The 22,007-nt window shown below is 72.7% G+C and carries 13 protein-coding genes; 10 read left to right on the forward strand and 3 right to left on the reverse strand.

Annotation, left to right across the window (positions count from 1 at the left end; genetic code table 11):
• Positions 1-108 precede the first annotated feature (108 nt).
• The 5 genes from ACFYQA_RS04235 to moeZ all read left to right on the forward strand — a co-directional run bounded on the left by ACFYQA_RS04235 (position 109) and on the right by moeZ (position 6,243).
• Positions 109-1,968 (forward strand): DUF3492 domain-containing protein, encoded by a 1,860-nt coding sequence (locus ACFYQA_RS04235; protein WP_388911283.1) that lies wholly within the window; start codon positions 109-111, stop codon positions 1,966-1,968.
• Positions 1,965-3,128 carry a hypothetical protein gene (locus tag ACFYQA_RS04240; RefSeq protein ID WP_388911286.1) on the forward strand — a complete coding sequence of 388 codons (1,164 nt, stop codon included), beginning with the start codon at positions 1,965-1,967 and terminating at the stop codon, positions 3,126-3,128. The genes ACFYQA_RS04235 and ACFYQA_RS04240 overlap by 4 nt, the downstream gene beginning before the upstream one ends.
• Positions 3,129-3,168: 40 nt before the next feature.
• Entirely contained in the window at positions 3,169-4,188 is a 1,020-nt protein-coding gene (locus ACFYQA_RS04245; RefSeq protein ID WP_388911289.1) for an NAD-dependent epimerase/dehydratase family protein, read from the forward strand.
• The gene (locus ACFYQA_RS04250) at positions 4,176-5,000 is read left to right on the forward strand and encodes a spherulation-specific family 4 protein (RefSeq protein WP_388911292.1); all 825 of its coding nucleotides are present in this window, start codon (positions 4,176-4,178) and stop codon (positions 4,998-5,000) included. Before ACFYQA_RS04245 ends, ACFYQA_RS04250 begins: the two co-directional genes overlap by 13 nt.
• Before the next feature lie 64 nt (positions 5,001-5,064).
• The gene (moeZ, locus tag ACFYQA_RS04255) at positions 5,065-6,243 is read left to right on the forward strand and encodes an adenylyltransferase/sulfurtransferase MoeZ (protein WP_332430505.1); all 1,179 of its coding nucleotides are present in this window, start codon (positions 5,065-5,067) and stop codon (positions 6,241-6,243) included.
• A 92-nt stretch (positions 6,244-6,335) separates the two neighbouring features.
• Here moeZ and ACFYQA_RS04260 read toward each other — a convergent pair whose 3' ends face one another.
• On the reverse strand, positions 6,336-7,817 hold the full coding sequence (locus ACFYQA_RS04260) for an alpha/beta hydrolase (RefSeq protein ID WP_388911295.1): 1,482 nt from the start codon (positions 7,815-7,817) through the stop codon (positions 6,336-6,338).
• A 164-nt stretch (positions 7,818-7,981) separates the two neighbouring features.
• Positions 7,982-10,780, reverse strand: coding sequence for a lysylphosphatidylglycerol synthase domain-containing protein (locus ACFYQA_RS04265; protein ID WP_388911298.1), 2,799 nt, complete (start codon positions 10,778-10,780; stop codon positions 7,982-7,984).
• Positions 10,781-10,978: 198 nt separating this feature from the next.
• On the opposite strand from ACFYQA_RS04265, the gene ACFYQA_RS04270 reads away from it, so the two are divergent.
• From ACFYQA_RS04270 to nudC, 5 genes are all read left to right on the forward strand, one after another.
• Complete coding sequence (locus ACFYQA_RS04270; RefSeq protein ID WP_388911301.1) at positions 10,979-11,512, forward strand: MGMT family protein; 534 nt, start codon at positions 10,979-10,981, stop codon at positions 11,510-11,512.
• Between the two features lie 219 nt (positions 11,513-11,731).
• Positions 11,732-15,157 (forward strand): ATP-dependent helicase, encoded by a 3,426-nt coding sequence (locus tag ACFYQA_RS04275; protein WP_388911304.1) that lies wholly within the window; start codon positions 11,732-11,734, stop codon positions 15,155-15,157.
• Between the two features lie 247 nt (positions 15,158-15,404).
• The gene (locus tag ACFYQA_RS04280; RefSeq protein WP_388911307.1) at positions 15,405-19,055 is read left to right on the forward strand and encodes a UvrD-helicase domain-containing protein; all 3,651 of its coding nucleotides are present in this window, start codon (positions 15,405-15,407) and stop codon (positions 19,053-19,055) included.
• Positions 19,056-19,065: 10 nt separating this feature from the next.
• On the forward strand, positions 19,066-20,478 hold the full coding sequence (locus tag ACFYQA_RS04285) for a dipeptidase (protein ID WP_388911310.1): 1,413 nt from the start codon (positions 19,066-19,068) through the stop codon (positions 20,476-20,478).
• A gap of 144 nt (positions 20,479-20,622) precedes the next feature.
• Positions 20,623-21,579, forward strand: a complete 957-nt coding sequence (gene nudC, locus ACFYQA_RS04290) for an NAD(+) diphosphatase (RefSeq protein WP_388911313.1) — start codon at positions 20,623-20,625, stop codon at positions 21,577-21,579.
• Between the two features lie 174 nt (positions 21,580-21,753).
• Here nudC and ACFYQA_RS04295 read toward each other — a convergent pair whose 3' ends face one another.
• Positions 21,754-21,996, reverse strand: coding sequence for a mycoredoxin (locus ACFYQA_RS04295; RefSeq protein ID WP_386396386.1), 243 nt, complete (start codon positions 21,994-21,996; stop codon positions 21,754-21,756).
• Positions 21,997-22,007 lie beyond the last annotated feature (11 nt).

The raw sequence follows: 22,007 nt of genomic DNA on the forward strand, positions 1-22,007 counted from the left end.
GCGACGGACAACCGTCCATCACGCCACCACCTTGACCGTCTACGTTCGTCCCGCTGCGAGCCGCCGGGTCAACGGCGGCTCCCCATACGGGAGATCGGGGGTGCACTCGTGCGCATCGGACTGGTTACGGAGGGTGGCTATCCGTATGTGAGCGGTGACGCCGGACTCTGGTGCGACCGTCTCGTGCGCGGACTCGGGCACCACGAGTTCGACGTCTACGCGTTCAGTCGCAGCGAGGCCCAGGAGGACGACGGCTGGGTGCCGCTGCCGCCGCAGGTCGGACGGGTGCGTACCGCGCCGCTGTGGACGGCCGAGGACGACGGGGTGGTGTACGGCAGGCGCGCGCGCCGGCGCTTCGACGAGCACTACGGCGAACTCGCCGCCGTCCTCTGCGCGTCGGATACCGCGACGATGCCGGACCTCGTGACGGTGCCGGATCCCGCGACGGTGCCGGATCCCGCGACCCCCGACGCGGACCCCGGGAGGAAAGGGGCGCCCCGTGCCCCGGCCGAGGCGGACCGTTTCGCCGGAGCTCTGTACGGCCTCGCCGAACTCGCCCGCGACGAGGGCGGTCTCGCGGTCGCCCTCCGCTCCGAAACCGCCGTACGCGCCCTGGAACGAGCCTGTCGTGCGCCCCGCGTGCTGCCCGCCGCGCGGGAGGCCCGGGTGGCGGACCTGCTGGCTGTGGCCGCACACCTGCACGAGGCCCTGCGTCCCCTCTCGCTCGACTGGTACGAGGAGAACGGGCTCGGCGCGGTCGACCTGTGCCACGCCGCTTCCGGCGGCACGGCCGCCCTTCCGGGCCTGCTCGCCGGCCACTTCTTCGACGTCCCCCTGCTGGTGACGGAGTACGGCGTACGGCTGCGCACGCACTATCTGACCCGGCCGGACTCCCCGCCCGCCGTCCGGTCCCTCCTCGCGGCCTTCCACGGCCGGCTCGCCGCCGAGACCTACCGGCGGGCAGCTTTCATCACCCCGGGCAACACGCACACCCGCCGCTGGCAGGAGCGCTGCGGCGCCGACGGGGCGAAGGTCCGCAAAATCCACCCCGGAATGGACGCGGCGCCCTTCGCGGAAGTGGGTGAGTCCCCGGAGCGTGCCGATCCGCACACCCTCGTCTGGAGCGGCCGGGTGGGGCCTGCCAAGGACCTGGTTTCGCTGCTGCACGCGTTCGCCGTGATCCGCACGGCCGAGCCCGGGGCCCGCCTGCGGATCATCGGCGGCCCGGCCGGTCCCGAGGGCGCCGCCTACCTCAAGCACTGCAGAGAACTGGCCACGCGGCTCTTCCCTGACGGGGCCGGGGCCCCGCACGCCGGCGGCACCGGTCCGGTGTCCTTCGAGGAGATCGGCGGTCCGGGGCTCGCCGGCCCCGCCGACGTGTACGCCGCAGGCGCCGTGACCGTTCTGTCCAGCGTTGTCGAAGGCTTCCCCGTCGGACTCGTCGAGGCGATGCTCGCCGGCCGCGCGACGGTGTCCACGGACGTCGGCGCGGTGGTCGAGGTCATCGGCGGTACCGGACTCGTCGTACCGCCGCGCGATCCACGGGCGCTCGCCGAGGCGTGCGTGTCGCTGCTGCGCGACTCCGAGCGGCGTGTGCGCCTCGGCGCCGCCGCGCGCGCCCGCGCACTCGAACTGTTCACCGTCGAGCAGAACGTCGCCGCGTTCCACGACCTGTACCTGGAGATCGTCGCGCGCACCCCGGTCCGCCGCGTCCTCCTGAACGGCACGGGCGACCCCGTGCCCTTCGCCGCCCCGGTCGAGGCCCACGTACCCGGCCGCTGGGCCGACCCCGCCTCCCGCAAGCCGCCCCGCACCGCCCCCACCTGGGCCACGGACACGCCGGTACGGGCCGCCTCCCCTGCTCGGTCCGCCACCGCCCCGGCCCGGCCCGTACCCTCTCCGGCTCGGCCGGCGACCCACCCGGTGCCGGGCGCATCACCGGTCCCCGCGACGGAGGCGGCACGATGACGGGCCTCGACGAACTGGACCGCGAGTCCGCGCAGCCCGGCGCCGGCCAAGGCGCCGCCGACCCCGTGAAGGCGCTGCTGCACCGCCATCGCGAGCTGTGCGAGCGCGCGGTGGACCCCCTGGAGATCGCGGCGGGCCTGGAGGCGCACGGCGTCACCGACCGGACCGCCGCGCGCTTCAAGCACCGGGACGTCTTCTCCCTCGCGGAGGAGCTGTACGCCCGGATCCCGCGCGACGGCGACACCCCCCGTCCCTCCGCCGCCACGACCGCCCCGGGGCTCCGCGCCGGCTGGGTCGTTCTCACCCTGCTCCCCGGCGTCCTCGGTCTCGCGTCGGTGGCCGCCCTGCGCCTCACCCACGGACAGAGCCGCGTCTACGCGGTCGCCGCGGGCGTTCTCGCCATCGCCCTGGCCATGCGCGCGGCCCTTCGACGCGGCAGCCCGCTCGGCACCACGCCCGCGACCTCCACCCCGCCCACCAGGGGCACGGCGGCCTGGACCTGCTGGCTCATCGGCTACGCCCTCCTGGGCGACGGCCTGCTCCACACCGCGCTCACCGGCGGCCCCGACAGCCCGCCCACCGGCGGCCCCGACGGCGACTGGGCGCTCGCCGTCGCCCCGGCCCTGGCCCTCACCCTGGCGTTCGCCCCCGGGGCCTGGAGCGCCCGGTTCTTCGCCGTACGGGCCCGCCGCAAGGTCGTGTCCAGCCGCGGCCTCGAAGACTTCGCCGACTCCGTGCGCCCCCTGCTGTTCGGATCCTTCGCCCTTTTCCTGTGCGCCCTGGCCGCTCTCTCCACCCTCTGCGCCACGGCCCTGGACGAGCACTTCGTCCCTCACGAAGTGCTCACCCTGGGCGCCCTCCTCTTCCTGGCCCGCCTCCTCGCCCTCCATGGCTTCACCCACGCGCCGAAGGTGATCCTCGCTGCCACGGCCCTCGCCCAGACGGCGGCCCTGGCCACGGTCTTCGCGGCCCGCCTGCCCGGCTTCGGGGCGCTGGCCGCCCCGGTGGAAACCCTGGCCACCACCTGGGACCCCAGTGGCGTGGCCGCCCTCACCTGCGGCGCGGCCGCCCTGACCCTCCTGATCCACGCAGCACGCACCCTCACCCGAGCCTCGGCCCACGCTCAGCCGGAGGCACCACCCCAAGGAGATCCCGCATGATCACCCGCCCAGCAGCCTCGGCCGTCACAGGAGCCACCCGATGAGAGTCCTGCTGATCGGAGCCAACGGGTACATCGGCCGCTTCGTCGCCGACCGTCTGCTCGCGGACCCGGCCGTCCAGCTCACCGTCCTCGGCCGCGGCGACGACGCCGACGTCCGCTTCGATCTCGCCACCGGCAGCCCCGGCGCACTCACCCGGTTCCTCGACGCCGTCCACCCCGGCGTCGTGGTCAACTGCGCCGGCACCACCCGCGGCGGAGCCCGCGACCTCACCCGGCACAACACCGTCGCCGTCGCCACCGTCTGCGAGGCCCTGCGCCGCAGCGGCTGCGGCGCCCGGCTCGTGCAGCTCGGCTGCAGTGCCGAGTACGGACCCAGCCAGGCCAACTCCTCCACGGCGGAGGACGCGGTCCCCCGCCCCGGCGGCCCGTACGGCGTGAGCAAGCTCGCCGCGACCGAACTCGTCCTCGGCTCCGGCCTGGACGCCGTGGTCCTGCGGGTCTTCTCGCCCGCGGGGCCCGGCACCCCCGCAGGTTCGCCGCTCGGCCGCCTCGCCGAGGCCATGCGCCGCGCCATGCAGTCCGGCGACGGCGAACTGAAACTCGGCGGTCTCGGCGTCCAGCGCGACTTCGTCGACGTCCGGGACGTGGCCCGTGCCGTGCACGCGGCCTCGCTCTCCGCCGCGCAGGGGGTCATCAACATCGGTTCGGGCCGTGCCGTCCGGCTGAGGGACGCCGCCGCGGTGCTCGCCCGCGTGGCCGGATACGGCGGCACCCTCCAGGAGCTCGACGGCCCGCCCGGCGCCCACGCCTCCCACGGCGGTCACCTCGGTCACGCGGGACACATCGCCCACACCCCGCATCTCAGGTCGGCCATCGGACACCCTCGCGGCGAGTCCGACCCTCACGCGGCCTCGGTCGGGTTCCCGTACCCGGACGGCTGCGGCAGCTGGCAGCAGGCGGACGTGCGCACCGCGCGCGACCGGCTCGGCTGGCGCCCCCGGATCAATCTCGAGGAATCCCTCGCCGACATCTGGATGGAGGCGGCATGTCGTATCTGATCAACCGGAGCCATCCGAGCGGTCCGGTTCGTTCGAGCGGTCCGGTTCGTCCCGTCCGTCCGGCCGCCGCGGGCGACAGCAGGCCCGGCACCGGCACCGGTGGCCGTACCGGCTTCGGGGTGCCCGGCCTGGCGCACCCCCTTCTCGCCCCGGCCGAGTGGAACGCGCTCACCCGCGCGGGAGGCGCAAGCCCTCTGCACTGGGTCGTCCTGAACGTGGCCGACGGACCCGGAGTGCAACCCGACCCGAGCTGCCTGGAAGCGGCCGGCCGCCTGCGCAACGCCGGTGTCCGTATTCTGGGCCATCTCGACTCGGCATATGGCCTCCGGGACCTCGGCGAACTGATCTCGGACGCGCACCGGTTCCTCGACTGGTACCAGGCCGACGGATTCCTCCTGGACCGCTGCCCCGCGGACCGCGCCGCGCTCCCCGCGGTCCGGCGCGCGGTCCGTACCCTCCGGGCGATCCGTGAAGATGCCCACATCGTCCTCGGCCACGGGACCCACCCGCATCCCGGCCACGCCGACATCGCCGACCAACTGGTCACCTTCTCCGGCTCGTGGCACGAATACCGCTGGTCACAGGTGGCCGAGTGGACCGTCGAGCACCCGCCCGAGCGCTTCTGCCACTTCGTCCACGGAGTGTCCCGACCGCATCTGGAGGAGGCGCTGCGCATCGCCCGCTGGCAGGGTGCCGCGACCGTCTGGTTCACCGACCGCACCGACCGCGACAGCCGCATCGGTCCCTGGGAGCAACTGCCCGGCTACTGGGACGGTGTCGTCTCGCAGGTCGGGATGGGTGTCTCGGAATGAAAAAGACCATGGCACTGTTGAGGGGAAAAACAACCGTAGTGATTGACCGACCAACGGAGTCCCCGTGTCGTTGCCACCCCTGGTCGAGCCGGCCGCCGAGCTCACCGTAGACGAGGTCCGCAGGTACTCCCGCCACCTGATCATTCCCGACGTGGGGATGGCCGGGCAGAAGCGGCTGAAGAACGCCAAGGTGCTGTTCGTCGGCGCCGGTGGCCTGGGTTCGCCGGGGCTGATGTATCTGGCCGCGGCCGGCGTGGGCACGCTCGGCATCGTGGAGTTCGACGAGGTCGACGAGTCGAACCTGCAGCGGCAGGTCATCCACAGCCAGGCCGACATCGGCCGGCCCAAGGCCGAGTCCGCGCGCGACACGATCAAGGGCATCAACCCCTACGTGAACGTGGTCCTGCACGAGGAGCGCCTCGAGTCCGACAACGTGATGGGCATCTTCAGCGACTACGACCTCATCGTCGACGGCACGGACAACTTCGCGACCCGGTACCTGGTCAACGACGCGTGCGTGCTGCTGAACAAGCCCTACGTCTGGGGCTCGATCTACCGCTTCGACGGCCAGGCCTCCGTGTTCTGGTCCGAGCACGGCCCCTGCTACCGCTGCCTCTACCCGGAGCCCCCGCCCCCCGGCATGGTCCCCTCCTGCGCCGAGGGCGGCGTTCTGGGCGTGCTGTGCGCGTCCATCGGCTCCATCCAGGCCAACGAGGCCATCAAGCTTCTCGCCGGCATCGGTGAGCCGCTCCTCGGCCGCCTGATGATCTACGACGCCCTGGAGATGCAGTACCGCCAGGTCAAGGTCCGCAAGGACCCCGACTGCGCGATCTGCGGCGAGAACCCGACCGTCACCGAACTCATCGACTACGAGGCCTTCTGCGGCGTCGTCTCCGAGGAGGCCCAGGCGGCGGCCGCCGACTCCACGATCACTCCCAAGCAGCTCAAGGAGTGGATCGACGAGGGCGAGAACATCGAGATCATCGACGTCCGGGAGCCGAACGAGTTCGAGATCGTCTCCATCCCCGGCGCCCGGCTGATCCCGAAGAACGAGTTCCTCATGGGCAGCGCCCTGGAGAGCCTCCCGCAGGACAAGAAGATCGTCCTGAACTGCAAGACGGGCGTCCGCAGTGCGGAAGTCCTCGCGGTCCTGAAGTCCGCGGGCTTCGCCGACGCCGTCCACGTCGGCGGCGGCGTGGTCGGCTGGGTCAACCAGATCGAGCCGGCGAAGCCGATCTACTGACCGATCGGCCGGCCCCGGGTCGCCACCGCGATCCCGGGCAGGTCCCGGGCGGGGGCTTCACGCATCACGGGTGCGGGAAGCCCCCGCCGTCGTCAGGAGCAGACCTTGCCGTCCTTCGGCACCGTGCCGTCCAGCAGATACGCGTTCACGGTGGAGTCGACGCAGTCGCTCCCACTGCCGTACGCGCCGTGGCCCTCGCCCTCCCAGGTGAGTACGATCCCCACGTCCTCGCCCAGCTCGTCCGCCATCCGCTGAGCGCCCTCGTACGGAGTGGCGGGATCGCCGGTGTTGCCGATCACCAGGACCGGAGCGGCACCCGGCGCGCTCACCTCCGGGGTGTCGTGCTGACCGGGGACCGGCCAGTCGTGGCACCAGCCGGCCGTGTCCCAGCCGAGGAAGGGGCCGAACACCGGCGAGATCCGCTCGAACTCCGGCAGCAGTTCCCCGGTCTGGGCCGCGGTCATCCGCTGCTTGTCGTCCAGACACGATATGGCCCGCTGCGAGTGGGTCGTCGTGCCGTATTTCCCCGACGCGTCCCGTTCGTTGTAGCCGTCGGCCAGCGCCAGCAGCTCCGAGCCGTCGCCCTCCTCGGCCGCCTCCAGCGCGCTGGTCAGCACCGGCCAGCCGTCCTTGCCGTACAGGGGGAGGACGATGCCGGTCAGTGCCAGCGACTGGGTCAGTTCCCGCCCCTTGGAGGATGTCGGCAGCGGCTCGGCGTCGATCCGGTCCAGCAGCTCCGCTATCTCACGCGAACCCCGCTCGGGGTCCCGGCCGGTGGACTTCAGATAGTTGTCCAGCGCGCGCTGGAATCCGCGGGTCTGGTTCTGGGCGTGCCCCACGGTGTCGGCGCTCGGGTCGACCACCGCGTCGAGGGTCAGCCGTCCCACCCTCTTCGGGAACAGATGGGCGTAGACGCCGCCGAGTTCGGTGCCGTAGGAGATGCCGAAGTAGTTGAGCCTGTCGTCGCCCAGAGCCTGCCGGATGCGGTCCATGTCACGGGCGGTGTCGGTGGTCGACACATGGGCCAGCAGCTCGCCGGCCGACTCCTGGCAGCCCTTGCCGAAGTCCGCAGCGTCCGCGAGGTACGCCTGTTCCTCGGCCGGGGTGTCCGGGGTGGAGTCCACCGACTCGGCCGCCTGGGTCTCCTCGTCGTCCCGGCAGCGGATGCCCTCGCTGGCGGCCACCCCGCGCGGATCCCAGCTCACCAGGTCGTACCGCTCGCGCAGCTTCGAGGCGGTGGTGGCGTAGGAGGGCATCATGGACACGCCGGAGCCGCCGGGCCCGCCGAAGTTGAACAGCAGGGACCCGAGGCGGTCGTTCCCGGTGGCCTTCGCCCGGATCAGCGCCAGCTCGATCGTCCCGCCGTCCGGCTCCGACCAGTCCAGCGGCACCCGGAGTGTGCCGCACTGCCATTCCTCGCCGGGCGCGGGTGTGCCCCCGGAGGCCTCGCAGCGCCCCCAGTCGATCGCCGTCCCGCCACTCCTGTCGCGGTCGTCCGAGCCGCCACCGCTGCATGCTGCCGTCAGCAGCACGGCACAGGCCGTCAGAGCCGTCCACCGTGCGAAACGCGTCATGTGCCCCATTCCCCTCGCGGGCCGTCCACGCCGTGCGGCGGATGGCGGTCAGGCCATGGTAGGCAGATCCCGGGTTCGCCGCGGAAGCCTGTGGGTAACCCTCTGACCTGCTGTTTTGTGGTGTTAGTTGCCTGTTCGCCGCCTGCTCGCGCTGCCCGCCGCAGCTACAGCGCTTCCTTGCGGGTGAGGTGATTGAAGGCCAGCCATCCCGGGAGCACCGGCAGCCACAGGGTCAGCAGCCGGAACAGCAGCACCGCCGGCGCAGCGACCTCGCTGGGCAGTCCGACCGCGATCAGACCGACCGTCAGGGTCGCCTCGACCGCTCCCACACCACCCGGGGTGGGAGCCGCCGACCCCAGCGCGTTGCCCGCGAGGAAGACCACCGCGACACCGGCCAGGCTGATCGACGTCGTCCCGTCGCCGAACGCCTGGACGGAGGCGTACAGGCACAGCACGAAGCAGGCGGTCAGCAGCAGCATGCCGCCGATGCCGGTGACCAGTTTCTGCGGACGTTGCAGCACATCGAGCATCCGCGGCACGACGCCCGCGAAGAGCGACCGCACGCGGGTGAAGAGGAACTTCCGCAGGAACGGCACCGAGGTCACCACCAGCACCAGCACCGCCACCGTCAGCAGACCCGCGATGACCGTACGGGACGGCGACAGCGAGGGCGTCTTCTCGGTACCGGTCAGATAACCGAACGCCAGCAGCATCAGGATGTGGCAGCCCAGCCCGAACAACTGGGACGCGCCGACACTCGCCACCGCGAGCCCCGGCCGCACCCCGGCCCGCTGGAGGAACCGGGTGTTCAGGGCGACCCCGCCCACCGCCGCCGGGGCTACGATCTTCACGAAGGAGCCGGCGACCTGCGCCGCCACCGTCCTGATGAACGGCACCCGCTCCGGCACGAACCCCAGCAGTGCCAGGGCGGCGGCAAAGTAGCTGGCGGCCGAGAACAGCGCGGCCGCCGCCACCCAGCCCCACTCCGCGTTGGCGATCAGCGGCCCGAACTCGATGTGGGTGAGCTGCGTCAGCAGGAAGTACCCGCCGATGGCGCCGGCGATGAAACTGATCAGCGTGCGCGGACGCACCCGCTCGAGGCGGACCGGCTCGACCGGCGCCTGCGGCCTGATCCGTAGCACCTCGTGCCGGATCTGGGTGAGCAGGTCCTCCTCGCGGGCCTCCTCCAGAGCCTCGTCGATCGCCCGTTTCTCGGCCCGCTGCTCCGCGCGTACAGCCTTCTTGTCGGGCTTCCCGGCTACGGAGGGCCCGTCGGCCGGGGACTTCCCGGAGTGGTCCGCAGCCTGCTCCGTGCGCAGTTGCCTGGCCTGTCGGGAGGCCTCCAGGACCGCCTCACGCTCGCGCTCGGACCGCTCCCGGGCGAGTCGGCGCAGCGTCGCGCGCGTGGAGCGGCTCAGCGCGATCGGCTGAAGCATCGGCAGACAGTCCGCCACGGCGTCGGGGCCGAGCATGCTCAGAGCCGAGGCCACCGCACGCTCGGCGCCCACCCGCAGCCCCAGCGTCACCAGCAGCTGGGATACGTCCATGCGCAACAGCACTTCGCCGGCCGCGATCTCCCCGACCCGCAGATCGGTGAGGATCACCGTGCCGGAAGGATCCACCAGGATCGCGTCGCCGACCAGCCTGCGGTGCGCGATCCGGCGGGACTGCAACGCCTGTACCTGACGCCAGGTGTCGCGCAGCAGCGCGTCGGTGATCTCCTCGTCCGGCAGCGAGTCGAGGGTGAGCCCGCCACTGTGCTCGTAGACGAGCATCACCGCGTCGGGGCCGAGCTCGGACATCGCGATCAGCTTCGGCGCGTTGGCGCCGGCCGCGATGGCCGCGTACGCCAGCAGCGCCTCCTGCTCGAGCGCCTGGCGCAGGGACTGGAGACTTCTGCGGGTGGCGAAGCCGCGCAGGGTCAGATTGCGCCACGCACGGTAGAAGAAGCCCTGCGCCTGCTGTTCGCGGTCGACCACGGTCACGTCCAGCGGCGGACCGTCCTCCAGGGTGACGAAGTACCGGCGGCCCCGGTCCCCGGCCTCGACGGCGTCCTGCGCCTCCTGGCGGGAGGCGCTCACCGGAAGGAAGCCGACGGTCCGCAGGCCCGCCATCAGGGTCTGCCCGGTGGGGCGCACATTGGGCGACCCGACCGCGTAGAGGGTGCCGTACGCGACGGTCCAGCCGAGCAGTACCGTCAGGATGACCGAGAACGGAGTCGTGTACCCGGTGACCAGCATCGAGAAGGCATCGAGGAGCAGCACGACCCACAGCACCGTGCGCCATCTGGGTCTGCGGGACATACCGACGGCCGTCATGTAGGCGATGACGGGTGCCAGATAGCCGTGCACCGGATCGGTGAGGGCGTGGATATCGCCGGGGGAGGGCTGGGTCAGCGCCTCCTGGATCGAGCCGGGAGCCGCCCGAGCGACCCACAGATCGGTGGCGAGTGTCACTCCGTGCGCGAGAACGGCGGCGAGCACACCGTCGGCGATCCGCAGCCCGTCCCGTTTGATCAGCCGTTCGATGGCGAAGGCGACCGGCACCAGGAGGATCGCGATGCTGGAGGCCAGACCGGCGATCTTGATGAGCAGGTCGGGCGCCTGACCGGTGCCCTTGGTGATGTCCTGTTCCAGCCCCGACGTGGTGCCGTGGGCGAACGCGGCGACCGCCAGCAGCACCACGATGGCGAGCACCCCCACCAGGAGCCGCATGAGATCGGACGGACGGTGCACGCGCGCGGGGAGCAGGGGTTCGTCGCCCTCGACCTCCTCGATGCGCGCCGGATCGTTGCCGTCCGTGCCGTCGGCGCGGTGGGCGTCCAGAGCAGCCTGCTTCCCGGCCGCCTCGGTGCCGGCGTCCTTGGTGTCGGCGGTCTGTGGATCGGTGCGACCGGTGTCCGGGTGCGACGGAGCGTCAGGGGTGCCCTCCGTGTCCCCGGGGTGCGCACCCTGCTCCGTCATTGCCTCTTCTTGATCTCGTATCACCAGTCACCGCCCGCACGATGGTGGCATGCCGCACCGCCGCACGCGGGCAGCAGGGTCGACGTGCGGGGTCGCACAGTCTGCCCGAAGTACGATTCCCGGGCGAGGCGTACGCACGCCGCGGTGCGCATCACATCGCCGGTCGCATTGTCGGTGGGGTGGTGCAGGATGGGCCGGATGAGCCAGCAGCGCCTTCCGTCCGACACCGGCCCGGAGCATGCGGGCACCCTGCCCGAGTATGCCGAGCGGGTCCTCGACGCGGCCGAGCGGATCCCGCCGGGCCGCGTCATGACGTACGGCGACGTGGCCGAATGGCTGGAGGAGGGCGGCCCCCGGCAGGTCGGGCGTGTGATGGCGCTCTACGGGGGAGCCGTCCCGTGGTGGCGGGTCGTCCGCGCGGACGGGGCGCTGCTGCCGGGCCACGAGCTGAGAGCCCTCGACCACTACCGCGCGGAGGGAACTCCCCTGAAGGAGGCGAGCCGGGCCGCCGATGGGCATCTGCCACGCCTCGAGATGAAGCGCGCGCGGTGGGACGGCGGCGGGCACGCGGACGCCGACGGACACGCGGACGCCGACGGACACGCGAGGGGAGGCGGGCATGCGGGAGGAGGCGGGCATGCGGGAGGAGGCGGGCATGCGGGAGGAGGCGGGCATGCGGGAGGTCACCTCAGCAGGCTTCCGCCATCGGACGTACCGCCGTACGACCTGTGATCCGTACGGGGGAAACGGGGCACGGCCGTGACATGACGTACGTTCGTGAGGCGGGTGGCACGAGTGGCGCATGTGGCGGGAGGGAAGAAGCGGAAGCTCTGCTTCCATACTTTCTGTCGGCGTAGCGTCAACCGCACGTGTCCCCCTCGACCCCGCGGCCACCGCCCCCCACACGCGGTGGAACGGCAACCAGCACACCCACCAGGACCGGCGAACCACGTGAGCTCCCCTTTCTCCACCAATGGCCTGTCGCACCCCCGGGTGCGGCGGGGGAACCGTGGCGTTCATCGACTGGTTCGTACCCCACCGGCCCGTACATCCCCCCCTCGGCTGGACGCCTCCCAACGCTCCGTGGTTGACCACGGGACCGGACCGATGCTCGTCCTCGCAGGTCCGGGCACCGGGAAAACGACCACACTGGTCGAGTCGGTGGCCGAGCGCATCGCCCGCGGGGGTGATCCCGAACGCATCCTCGTGCTGACGTTCAGCCGCAGGGCGGCGGTCGAGCTGCGCGACCGCATGGCCCTGCGCACAGGGGCCGCGCACGCGCCCCGGGCGACCACGTTCCACTCCCTGTGCTACGCCCTGGTCCGCGCCCACCAGGACAGCGACCTCTTCGTCGAGCCGCTGCGGCTGCTGTCGGGCCCCGAGCAGGACGTCACCGTCCGTGAGCTGCTCGCGGGCCAGGTCGACCTGGAACGCCTCGGCCTGGCGCATGTGCGCTGGCCGGACGAACTGCGCGCCTGCCTGACCACCCGCGGCTTCGCCGACGAGGTCCGCGCGGTGCTCGCCCGCAGCCGCGAGCTGGGCCTCGCCCCCGACGCCCTGGACGCCTTCGCCCGCCGCATAGGACGCCCCGACTGGCGTGCCGCGTCCGCCTTCCTCGCCGAGTATCTCGACGTTCTCGACCTGCAGGGCGTCCTCGACTACGCCGAACTGGTCCACCGCGCGGTGCTCCTCGCCCGCCGCCCCGAGACCGCCCGGCAGCTCGCCGCGCGCTACGACGCCGTGTACGTGGACGAGTACCAGGACACCGACCCGGCCCAGGTACGGCTACTGCAGGTGCTGGCCGGCGGCGGACGCACCCTGGTCGCCCTCGGCGACCCGGACCAGTCGATCTACGCCTTCCGGGGCGCGGACGTGAACGGCATCCTGGACTTCCCCGACGCGTTCCCCCGCGCGGACGGCCGACCGGCCCCGGTCGAGGTGCTGCGCGTCGCACGTCGCTCCGGCGCGGACCTGCTGGCCGCCACCCGCCTGGTCACCCAGCGCATGCCCCTGCCCCGCCTGCCCGCCGAGAAGGTCCGCGCCCACCGGGAGCTCACCCCGGCACGGGGCGGCGGCCGGGCCGAGGCCTACACGTACCCGACCTCCGGCACGGAACTGGACAACATCGCCGACATCCTGCGCAGGGCCCATTTGGAGGACGGCGTCGCCTGGAACGACATGGCCGTCCTGGTGCGGGCCGGCTCCCGCACCCTTCCCGTCGTCCGCCGCGCCCTCGCCTCGGCGGGCGTCCCGGTGGACGTCGACGGCAACGACCTTCCCCTGCGCCACGAACCGGCGGTGGCCCCGCTGCTCACGGCCCTGCGCGCGGTGGCGACGGCGGAGGCGGCCGACGGGCCGGAGCCGCAGTCGGAGCCGCAGGCTCCGGGGGAGGGACAGGATCAGGGGCAGGGGCAGGGGCAGGGGCAGGGGCAGGAGCAGGACCAGGACCAGGGGCAGAAACGGGGGGAGGAGCCGGAGCGGCCCTGCTGGCTCGACACCGAGACCGCGTTCACCCTGCTCACCTCCCCCCTCGCCGGCATGGACGCCGCCGACCTGCGCCGTCTCGGCCGGGCCCTGCGCGAGGAGGAGCGGGCCGCGGGCAACGTGCTGCCGCCGCCCTCGGACGAACTCCTCGCGCGGGCGCTGGCCGAACCCGAGCGGCTGGTCGTGCACGACCCCGCCTACGCGCGCGGAGCCCAGCGGCTCGGCGCGCTGCTGCGCACGGCACGTGAGCGCCTGGCGAGCGGCGGTACCGCCGAGGAGGCGCTGTGGGACCTGTGGGACGGCACCCCGTGGCCCGCGCGACTGGAACGCTCCGCCCACCGCGGCGGTGCGGCCGGACGCAACGCCGACCGGGACCTCGACGCGGTGTGCGCCCTGTTCGCGACCGCCGCCCGCGCGGAGGAGCGCACCGGAGGCCGCGGCGCCCTGAACTTCCTGGAGGAGATCGACGCCGAGGACATCGCCGCGGACACCCTCACCCGCCGCGCCGTACGCCCCGACGCCGTACGCCTGATGACCGCGCACCGCGCCAAGGGTCTGGAGTGGCGGCTGGTCGTCGTGGCCGGTGTCCAGGAGGGCCTGTGGCCCGACCTGCGCCGCCGCGGCTCCCTGCTGGAGGCCGACCGTATCGGCCGCGACGGGCTCGCCGAACCGCTCACCCCCGGTGCGCTCCTCGCCGAGGAACGCCGCCTGTTCTACGTCGCCGCCACCCGCGCGCGTGAACGGCTTGTCGTGACGGCCGTGAAGGCCCCCGCCGACGACGGCGACCAGCCATCCCGCTTCCTGAGCGAACTCGGCGTCGAGCCCAAGGACGTCACCGGGCGCCCGCGCCGTCCGCTGTCCGTCGCCGCGCTCGTCGCCGAAATGCGTGCCACCACTGTCGACCCGCGCGTCTCCGACACCCTCAGGGAGGCCGCGGCCCGCCGGCTCGCCCGGCTCGCCGCCCTCGCCGACGAGGACGGCCGCCCCCTGGTGCCGTCCGCCCACCCGTACCGCTGGTGGGGCATGTACGAACCCACCCGGAGCAAGGTGCCGCTGCGCAGCCGCGACCAGCCCGTCGTGCTCTCCGGCAGCGCCCTCGACCAGCTCGCCAACACCTGCGCCCTGCAGTGGTTCCTCGGCCGGGAGGTGAAGGCCGACGCCCCCGCGACCGCCGCCCAGGGCTTCGGCAACGTGGTGCACGCCCTCGCCGACGAGGTGGCCTCCGGGCACACCCCGGCCGACCTCGCCGTCCTCATGGAACGGCTCGACTCCGTGTGGAACGCACTCGCCTTCGACGCGCCCTGGAAGTCCCAGCAGGAGAAGCAGAACGCGCGCGTGGCACTCGAACGCTTTTTGAAGTGGCACGTCATGGACCGCGCCGGCCGCACCCCGGTGGCCAGCGAGCACGACTTCGACGTCCGGCTCGAAGCCGGTGACTACGAGGTCCGCATCCGCGGCCAGATGGACCGCGTCGAAGCCGACGGCGAGGGCCGCGCCTACGTCGTCGACTTCAAGACCGGCAAGCACGCCCCCAGCTCCGCCGAGGTGGCCCGCCACCCCCAGCTCGCCGTCTACCAGCTCGCCGTGCAGGAAGGCGCCGTCGACGAGGTGTTCGACGGCGCACGCCCCGAGACGGGCGGCGCCGAACTGGTCCAGCTGCGCCGGCCGGCCGCCAAGCGGGACGGCGGAGAGACCCTGCCCAAGGTGCAGGCCCAGGAGCCGCTGGAGGGGGAGCGGAGGGAGCAGGGGGAGTGGGTCGGCGACCTGCTCGCCACGGCCGCCGGAAAGGTCCTCGACGAACGCTTCACCCCGAGCGCGGGGCAGCACTGCACCCACTGCGCCTTCCGCGCCTCGTGCAGCGCCCGCCCCGAGGGCCGGCACGTGGTCGAGTGACCGGGGCGGACCATTGCGGTGGTGCCCACGACCTCGCGAGGCGCATGAGGGCGCGGTGCACGACCCGGGGCACACGGCCTGATGGGACATACGACCCGATGGTGTACACGGCCTGATGGGACGTGCGGCCCGGGCAGTGCGTCGGCGACCGGCGTGACGCATCGCACCACCCGTTCCGACCTGCGGTTCTCCGGCCACTGAGGGGTGGTACGGCCTTTTTGTCAGCGGCCGCCGCTAGCCTCTGCATGTGCATACGCGCATCAGCGATCCCGAGCAGCTCAAGGAGCTCCTCGGGATCCCTTTCACTCCCGAGCAGACGGCCTGCATCATCGCGCCGCCCGCTCCTCAGGTGATCGTGGCCGGAGCAGGCTCCGGCAAGACGACGGTGATGGCGGCGCGCGTGGTGTGGCTGGTCGGCACCGGCCAGGTCGCCCCGGAACAGGTGCTCGGCCTCACCTTCACCAACAAGGCCGCCGGTGAACTCGCCGAACGCGTCCGCAAGGCGCTGATCAAGGCGGGCGTCACCGATCCGGACACCATCGACCCGGACAATCCGCCGGGCGAACCGGTGATCTCCACCTACCACGCCTTCGCGGGCCGCCTCCTGACCGACCACGGGCTGCGCCTCGGCCTCGAACCGACCTCCCGCCTCCTCGCCGACGCCACCCGCTACCAGCTCGCCGCACGGGTGCTGCGCGAGGCCCCCGGCCACTACCCCGCCCTCACCCGTTCCTTCCCCGACCTGGTCGGGGACCTTCTCACCCTCGACGGTGAACTCTCCGAGCACCTCGTACGGCCCGAGGACCTGCGCGGCCACGACACCGAACTGCTGCGCACCCTGGAGAACACCAAGCTCACCAACGCCGACCTGCGCAAAGTGCCCGAAGCGGCCGCCGCGCGGCGCGAACTCGCCGACCTCGTCCTGCGCTACCGGGCCGCCAAACGCGAACGCGACCTGCTCGACTTCGGCGACCAGATCGCCCTCTCGGCCCAGCTCGCCCGGATCCCCGAGGTGGGCCGCGTCCTGCGCGACGAGTTCCGCGTCGTCCTCCTCGACGAGTACCAGGACACCTCGGTCGCCCAGCGCGTCCTCCTCGCCGGCCTGTTCGGCGGCGGCACCGGCCACCCGGTCACCGCCGTCGGCGACCCCTGCCAGGCGATCTACGGCTGGCGCGGCGCCTCCGTCGCGAACCTCGACGACTTCCCCGAACACTTCGCGCGGGCCGACGGCGGCCCCGCCACCCGCCAGTCGCTCAGCGAGAACCGCCGCAGCGGAGGCCTCCTACTGGACCTCGCCAACGGCCTCGCCGAGCCCCTGCGGGCCATGCACGCGGGCGTGGAAGCCCTCCGCCCGGCCCCTGGAGCCGAGCGGGACGGCACCGTCCGCTGCGCCCTGCTGTCCACCCACGCCGAGGAACTCGACTGGATCGCCGACTCCGTCGCCCACCTCGTACGCATCGGCAAGGAGCCCGGCGAGATCGCAGTCCTGTGCCGCACCGCGACCGACTTCGCCGAGATCCAGAGCGCCCTCGTCGCCCGGGACGTACCCGTCGAGGTCGTCGGCCTGTCCGGGCTGCTGCACCTGCCCGAGATCGCCGACCTGGTCGCCGTCTGCGAGGTCCTCCAGGACCCCGGCGCCAACGCCTCGCTCGTCCGTCTGCTGACCGGCCCCCGCTGGCGCATCGGCCCGCGCGACCTCGCCCTCCTCGGCCGCCGCGCGCGCCTGCTCGTGTCCCACGCGCGCGTGGACGGCGAGGACGACCCCGACCGCCGTCTCGCCGAGGCCGTAGAGGGCATCGACCCGTCCGAGGTGATCTCGCTCGCCGACGCCCTCGACACGTTCCTGGAGACCCCGCTGGACGGCCACGGGGACGACGACGGGCTGCCCTTCTCACCGGACGCGCGCGTGCGGTTCGCCCGGCTGGCCGCCGAACTGCGCGACCTGCGCCGCTCCCTGGCCGACCCGCTGATGGACGTCCTGCACCGCGTCCTCGCCGTCACCGGCCTGGAGATCGAACTGTCGGCGTCCCCGCACGCCCTGGCCGCCCGCCGCCGCGAGACCCTCTCCAACTTCCTCGACATCGCCGCCTCCTTCGCCGCCGGGGACGCCGAGGCCGGCCTGCTCGCCTTCCTCGGCTTCCTGCGCACCGCCGCCCAGTACGAGAAGGGCCTCGACAACGCGCTGCCCGGCGGCGAGAACACCGTCAAGGTGCTCACCGCGCACAAGTCCAAGGGCCTGGAGTGGGACGTCGTGGTCGTCCCCGGACTGGTCACCGGCACCTTCCCCAGTGGCCAGGGCCGCGAGAAGTGGACCGCGCAGGGCAAGGTCCTGCCGCACGGGCTGCGCGGCGACGCCGACACCCTGCCCGACATCGAATCCTGGGACTCCCGGGGCCTGAAGGCCTTCCACGAGGCGATGAAGGACCACCAGCACACCGAGGAGCTCCGCCTCGGCTACGTCGCCTTCACCCGTCCCCGCTCGCTGCTGCTCGGCTCCGGCCACTGGTGGGGGCCCTCCCAGAAGAAGCCGCGCGGGCCGTCCGCGTTCCTCCAGGCCCTCCACGACCACTGTGCCGCCGGGTACGGCGAGATCGAGGCATGGGCCGACGAGCCCGCAGAGGATGACGAGAACCCCGCCCTGAGCCGGGCCACCCAGGACCAGGTGTGGCCCCTCCCGCTGGACGACGAAGCCCTCGCCCGCCGCCGCGCCGCCGCCGACACCGTCCTGGCCCACCTCGAGAGCCTCGCCGGCCACCCCGACGATCTTCCCCCGGCCGTACACGCCCCGGACACGTACGACGCCCCGGACTGGCCCCTGCCCCCGGACGACGAGGACCTGCTGCCCGAGGACGAGGGCCTCCCGCCCGACGACGTCGACCCCTTCGCCGACGACGCGTCCGGCGAGGGCGACTGGGACTCCTGGACCGCCGACCGCCCCACCGGCAGTCTTCCGGCCGACCCTCCCGTCGACCGCCGTTCCGTCGACCGCCGCCCCACCATCCCGCAACAAGCGACGGCCCCTGAGCCCACAGGGCCCACCGGTGCCCCTGAGCCCACCGGCCTCCCCGACGCCCCGGAGCCCGTCACGCCCCGTCTCACGCCGGAGGAGGCCCGTACCGTCGCCTCCTGGGACCGTGACCTCGACGCCCTCACCGGCGAACTGCTGCGCGCCCGTGACAGCGTCACCGAGGTCCTGCTGCCCCCGTCGCTCACCGCGTCCCAGCTGCTGTGGCTGGCCGAGGACCCGGGCGGCTTCGCGCGGGAGCTGGCCCGCCCCATGCCCCGCCCGCCGCAACCGGCCGCCCGCCGCGGCACCCGCTTCCACGCCTGGGTCGAGGCCCGTTTCGAGGAACTGACACTGCCCCTGCTCGAACCGGACGACCTCCCCGGCAGCGAGGCCGAGATCGCCGACGAGCAGGACCTCGCCGCCCTCAAGGAGGCCTTCGAACGCACCGCGTACGCCCACCGCACGCCCTACCGCGTGGAGACCCCCTTCCAGCTGGAGATCGCCGGCCGGGTCGTCCGCGGCCGCATCGACGCCGTCTACCGGCAGGACGGCAGCGATGCGGGCGGGACCGGGACCAGGGACGGCGACGGCGACAGTGCCGGAGCCAGGGGCGGTACTGACTCCGGCGCCGGGACGACGTACGAGATCGTCGACTGGAAGACCGGCCGCGGCCGCACCGCCGACCCGCTCCAGCTCGCCGTCTACCGGCTCGCCTGGGCCGAGCAGCAGGGCGTCCCCCTGGAGTCGGTCAGCGCCGCCTTCCTGTACGTACGCACCGGCGAGGTCGTACGCCCCGAGGCGCTGCCGGACCGCGCAGCCATCGAACGGCTGCTGCTGGAAGAACCGTCCGGTGAGATACCGCACTCCGAGGACACCCCCACGGGCCGATAGGCTCGAGTCCATGAGCCAGCCCGTTGACAGTGCCGTCAGCGCCGTCCGCACGTACATCGAACAGCACCGAGCCACCTTCCTCGACGACCTCACCGAGTGGCTGCGCATCCCGTCGGTGTCGGCCCAGCCCGATCACGCACCCGACGTGCGCCGCAGCGCCGACTGGCTCGCCGCCGCACTCACCGCGACCGGCTTCCCGACCGCCGAGGTCTGGCCGACCCGGGGCGCACCCGCCGTCTACGCCGAATGGCCCTCCTCGGACCCCGGGGCGCCCACCGTCCTGGTCTACGGCCACCACGACGTGCAGCCCGCCGCCCGGGAGGACGGCTGGCACAGCGAGCCCTTCGAGCCCCTCGTCCGGGACAACCGGATGTACGCGCGCGGGGCGGCCGACGACAAGGGCCAGGTGTTCTTCCACACCCTCGGCGTCCGGGCGCACCTCGCCACGACCGGCCGTACCGCTCCGGCAGTGCACCTGAAGCTGCTGATCGAGGGCGAGGAGGAATCCGGCTCACCCCACTTCCGGACCCTCGTCGAGCGGCACGCGGACCGGCTCGCCGCCGACGTGGTGATCGTCTCCGACACCGGGATGTGGTCCGAGGACACCCCCACCGTGTGTACCGGCATGCGCGGCCTTGTCGAGTGCGAGATCCGCCTGCACGGTCCCGACCAGGACATCCACTCCGGTTCCTTCGGCGGCGCGGTGCCCAACCCGGCCACCGCCGTCGCCCGGCTGGTCGCCGCGCTGCACGACGAGCACGCGCGCGTGGCGGTCCCCGGCTTCTACGACGGCGTCGTCGAGCTCACCGACCGCGAACGCGAACTCTTCGCCGAGCTGCCCTTCGACGAGCGGGAGTGGCTGCGCGCCGCCTCCTCCCACGCGACCGGCGGCGAGGCCGGATACAGCACCCTGGAGCGTGTCTGGGCCCGCCCCACCGCGGAGGTCAACGGCATCGGCGGCGGCTACCAGGGCCCCGGCAGCAAGACGGTCATCCCGTCCTCCGCCATGGTCAAACTGTCCTTCCGGCTGGTCGCAGGACAAGACCCCGACCACATCGAGAAGGCCGTCCGCGACTGGGTGGCCGGACGGATTCCCGACGGCATCCGGTGCGAGATCGCCTTCAGCCCCGCCACCCGCCCGTGCCTGACCCCGCTGGACCACCCGGCCCTCAAGTCCGTGGCCCGCGCCATGGGCAGGGCCTTCGGCACACCCGTCCGCTTCACGCGCGAGGGCGGTTCCGGACCGGCCGCCGACCTCCAGGACGTGCTCGGCGCCCCCGTGCTCTTCCTCGGCATCTCCGTCCCGTCCGACGGATGGCACGCCCCCGACGAGAAGGTCGAACTGGACCTGCTCCTCAAGGGCGCCGAGGCCGCCGCACACCTCTGGGACGACCTCGCCGAGCACTGGCGGCGCGTGCCCTGAACGCTCTCAGGCCGTCCGGCCCGGGCCGGACGCGCAGGGCACACTGGAAGCACCCCGCCACCGCGCGCGCCGACGGGCCCGGTCGCCTCCCGCCCGTACGACCCGCCGAACCGACCGCCGATCCCATCCGTTTCACCGGGGGAGTTGGAAGCACCCGTGACCACCTGGACCGACCACACCACCGACCGCCCCGTCTCGCTCACCGCCCCGAGCGGCATCAACCGCGCCGCCCACCACCGGCTCGACGAAGCATGGCTCGCGGCGGCCTGGAGCCACCCTTCGACGCGCTGCTTCGTGGTCTCCGGCGGCCAGGTCCTCATCGACGAGACGGCCGACGGCCGCACCGAACTCGTCATGACGCCCCCCTTCGAGGCACCGCTCACCGAAGCACACCGTTATTTCCTGGGCACCGACGAGGACGGCGTCAGCTACTTCGCCCTGCAGAAGGACGCTCTGCCCGGCCGCATGGACGACTCCGCCCGGCCGGCCGGCCTGCGCGAGGCGGGCCTGCTCCTGTCACCCCGTGACGCGGGTCTGATGGTGCACGCGGTCGCCCTGGAGAACTGGCAGCGGCTGCACCGCTTCTGCTCCCGCTGCGGAGAGCGCACCGTCATCGCCGCGGCCGGCCACATTCGCCGCTGCCCGGCCTGCGGCGCCGAGCACTACCCGCGTACCGACCCCGCGGTGATCATGTCCGTCGTCGACGACCAGGACCGCATCCTGCTCGGCCGCCAGGTCCACTGGCCCGAGGGCCGCTTCTCGACGCTCGCCGGCTTCGTCGAGCCGGGGGAGTCCATTGAGCAGTCGGTGCGACGCGAGGTTCACGAGGAGGTCGGCATCAGCGTCGGCGAGGTCGAGTACATCGCCAGCCAGCCCTGGCCGTTCCCCTCCAGCCTCATGCTGGGCTTCGTCGCCCGCGCCACCTCGACCGAGATCGACGTCGACGGCGACGAGATCCACGAGGCCCGTTGGTTCTCCCGGGACCAACTGGGCGCCGCTTTCGAGTCCGGCGAGGTGCTCCCGCCCTACGGCATCTCGATCGCGGCCCGTCTGATCGAACGCTGGTACGGCAAGCCCCTCCCGACCCGCAGCGCCTTCTGACCCGCGGCGCCTTCTGACCCGCGGCGCCTTCTGACCCGCGGCGCCTTCCGCGCCGTACCGCCTTCGCCCCGCGGTACCCGCCGTACAACGACAGAGCGGGGTGGGCGTCCCACGACCAGGCCTTGATCAGGCCCTCGGTCAGGAACGCCCACCCCGCTCCGGGGAACCGCTCGCTCAGACGCCGACCTTCTGCTTCACCTGCGCCAACGACGGGTTGGTGAGCGTCGAGCCGTCCTCGAAGAGTACGGTCGGGACCGTCTGGTTCCCGCCGTTCGCCTTCTCCACGAAGGCCGCGGAGTCCGGGTCCTGCTCGATGTTGATCTCGGTGTACGCGATGCCCTCGCGGTCCATCTGACCCTTCAGACGGCGGCAGTATCCGCACCAGGTGGTGCTGTACATCGTCACAGTGCCCGGCATGTCTCTCGCGC

The organism is Streptomyces sp. NPDC005774, assembly GCF_042871645.1.
GTDB lineage: Bacteria > Actinomycetota > Actinomycetes > Streptomycetales > Streptomycetaceae > Streptomyces > Streptomyces pratens.